The 3078-nt window shown below is 74.4% G+C and carries 1 protein-coding gene and 1 pseudogene; both read right to left on the bottom strand.

The window, feature by feature from the left end; translation table 11 throughout:
• Positions 1-68: 68 nt before the first annotated feature.
• Positions 69-449 (bottom strand): PilZ domain-containing protein, encoded by a 381-nt coding sequence (locus PKE44_RS17280; protein WP_324553745.1) that lies wholly within the window; start codon positions 447-449, stop codon positions 69-71.
• 130 nt (positions 450-579) lie between these two features.
• Positions 580-3078: pseudogene (locus PKE44_RS17275) on the bottom strand (hypothetical protein); the annotation flags it as partial.

Below are 3078 nucleotides of genomic sequence, written 5' to 3'. Positions count from 1 at the left end.
CGCAAGAAAATGCCCTGCCGGAGCCGCTCCGGCAGGGCAGCGGGAAGGGGCGCGGCAGCGGGGCCGGGTCAGGACTGGCCTTCCGGCAGGCGCACCATCTCGTAGATCTCGCGCTTGATGCGCTCGGCGTCGCCGAGGTTCAGCTCCATCAGCCGGCGCAGGTGGATCATCGAGTCGAGATCGACCTGATCGAAGCGGCAGCCGAGGCGGCCGTCCTCGTTGTGCACGATCCTGCCGTGCGTGGCGATGACGACGGTGCGCTCGGTGTCGAGTGCGAGCAGCACGTGCACCGGCGTGTCGAGCGCGGCGCTGGCGCCGTCGTCGACACGCACCAGCACGCCCATCAGCGAGATGTCGTGCAGCTCGGCGGGATGCGGCACCCCGTCGATCACGACTTCGACATTGGCGACGAAAGGGATGCGCGTGAACAGGCGGCGTTCGTTGGACATGCGGAGTACCTGGCTGTTGGGGCCGCGTGTGGCAGCGGGATGGCCGGCAAGCTATGCCCGGCAGGCATGCGAGTACAAGCGCTGCAATACATGGAAACAAGTGCGATATCGGCGGCTTGCGTCAGAAGTTTCATTCGCTTGCATTCCCGTCGGTCCAGACCGTCGCTGCGGCCGTCCTGCCGGCCGTGCGCCGGCGCCAGTGACCGTCGCGGCCCCAGCACTGCCAGCCCCAGCGCAGCCAGCCGAGCACGGCCCACGCCAGCCACAGCGCCCAGCCGAGCATCAGCAGCCGGTAGACCCAGAGCGGTGCCGACCAGAACGTCCCGGGCTGCCAGTCCGGCGGGCTGCGGTCCTGATACCAGCGCAGCAGATGGCCGCTTGAACCGTTGCCGGCGATCTGCAGGTCCGGCGCACCGAGCAGGCCCTGCTGCACGGCGAGCACCAGCACCGCGAGCAGCGCGAACGTCGCCAGCGCCAGCCCGAGCTGCAGCGCGTTGAAGGCCAGCGGCCCGAGCCGTGCCCCGTGGCGCTCGCGCCACGTGCAGAGGGCGAACCAGCCGACCGGCACCAGCAGCAGCAGCGGATCGAGCGGCGCGAGGCCGATCGCGAGCAGCAGCCAGCCGATCAGGCCGAGCGGTGCGAAGCGCAGGCGCGCGAGCGCCACGGCGCCGGCCGCGAGCACCGCCAGCACGCCCCAGAACAGCACGGCCGGGCCGAGCCGCGGCCCGCCGGTGAGCAGCACCCAGCGATCGGCCGGCACCTGCACATCGACGCGCAGGTTGGCACCGGGCAGGCCGGGATCGGGCAGCGGCGTCACGTAGTGCGCACCGAGGGCACCGGGCTGGCGCCAGACGATGCGCAGCTCCTGCGCGCCGGGGCGCACCGGCAGCAGCAGCCGGCCTTCGACCGTGGTCAGCGCCAGCGGCCGGCCGTCGGCGAGCACCTGCTGCACCAGCGCCCCCTCCGGCAGGCCGAGCAGGTGATCGAGGCCGCGGCTGGCGCGCACGCGCAGATCGAGTATCGCCAGCGCCCCGTCCGGCCCCGGCGTCAGCGTCAGCCGCGCCGCATCGAGCGTGACCACGGCCCCGGGCACGCCCTCGGGGCGGCTGATCGCGAGCTTCAGCGCCTCGCCGGGACGCGGGCGCCATTCGGGCTGCCAGTCGCCGTTGCCGGCGGTGTAGCGGTGCACCAGCGGCGTGCCCTCGGATTCGACGTGCCAGAGCGGCGCGGCCGACAGCCGCCAGACCTCGGACCACGGCCCGTCGCCGGCGGCGAGCGTGAGCGTGTCGCTGCGTGCGAGCGTGCTGCTCCAGCGGCTTTCGGTGTCCTCGGGGCCGAGGGTCAGCGCCAGGCGGCCGTGCTCGATGCGCAGGCCGGCGCCGGTCGGACGCTCGCCGGGCAGCAGCGGAATCTCGACGCCGATCGCCGCCCCGGGCTGTGACAGGCGCTCGACCGTGGTCTCGACGCTCCAGTCGGCCGGGCCGAGCACGAGTTCGCGCGTCACGCGCAGCCACGGCGGCAGCGTGCCGGCTTCGAGCCGGGTTTCGCCGGCGCTGTCGTCCTGCGCGCGCAGCAGGCGCAGGTTGCCGTCCCCGGCGCGGCCGTTGCGCACGCCGCTGACCTGCCAGCCCTCGGCCTCGACCTCGACTTCGGCCGGGGCGAGCACGAGCGGCAGGTCGAGCGTGACCAGCTCGGGCGGCAGCGGCACGTCGAGCACGACGCGATGCCGGCCGGCCGGCAGACGCACGGCCCAGGCACCGTCCTCAGCGCGTGCGAGCCAGGCCGGCTGGCCGTCGAGCGTCACCGCGGCCGGTTCGACGCGGGCGCCGGCGAGCGGCAGCGCGGCGAGCGTGTCGGCGGCGGCCGCGTAGTCGGCGGTGATGACCAGACGGGCCGGATCGAGCTGCAGCCGCAGGTGTTCGAGCGTCGCGCAGGCGGGCGCACAGGCCGGCGGCTCGGACAGGCGCGTGCGCAGTTCTTCGAGCAGATGATCGGGCGGGAAGTCGGCCGCGGCCGGGCGCGGCAGGCCGGCGAGGCCGAGTGCGGCGAGCAGCAGCAGCGCCGGGGCGGCGGCAGACGGGATTGGTGCCGGTTCGACCGGTGCCGCCGCAGCCGGCGGGCGCGGCCGGCAGCGCGCGAGCCGCCACAGCAGCACGAACAGCAGCAGCACGCCAATAAGCCGCCAGGCGGCGGCGAGCGGCGGCGACAGCAGCCACAGCGTCAGCGTCGCCTCCGGTGCGACCGGACCGCTCCAGTCGAGCCGCGCGCTGCTCCAGCGCCAGTCCGGCTGGCCGGGGCCGGTCTGCACCTGCACGTCGGCGGTGTAGCGCTCGACCTGCTGCTGCCGGCGCGGAGCCGACGAGGAGTCCTGCGATTTCATCGCGCGCTCGCTCTTGCGCTTCTCGTATTCGCGCATCGCCCGTTCGCGGGCCGTGCGCTCGTCGCTGCCGGCGCCGGCTTCGTCGGCCAGCTCGGACTGGAACACCGGCGCGGCCGGTGCCGGCGGCGGGGCGGCAGCCGGTGCGTTCAGCGTCAGCGCGTTGCCGGCGAGGCCGCCGGCGGCGAAACCCTCGTCGGCGACGGACGTGGCTCGCGTGCCGTCGGGCACGGCGAGCTGCGGATACAGTGC

The sequence above is a fragment of the Plasticicumulans sp. genome (assembly GCF_035331805.1).
Taxonomy (GTDB): Bacteria; Pseudomonadota; Gammaproteobacteria; order Competibacterales; family Competibacteraceae; genus Plasticicumulans.
The sequence above is the reverse complement of the archived record's forward strand: the minus strand, read 5'-3'. Positions and strand labels throughout refer to the sequence as shown.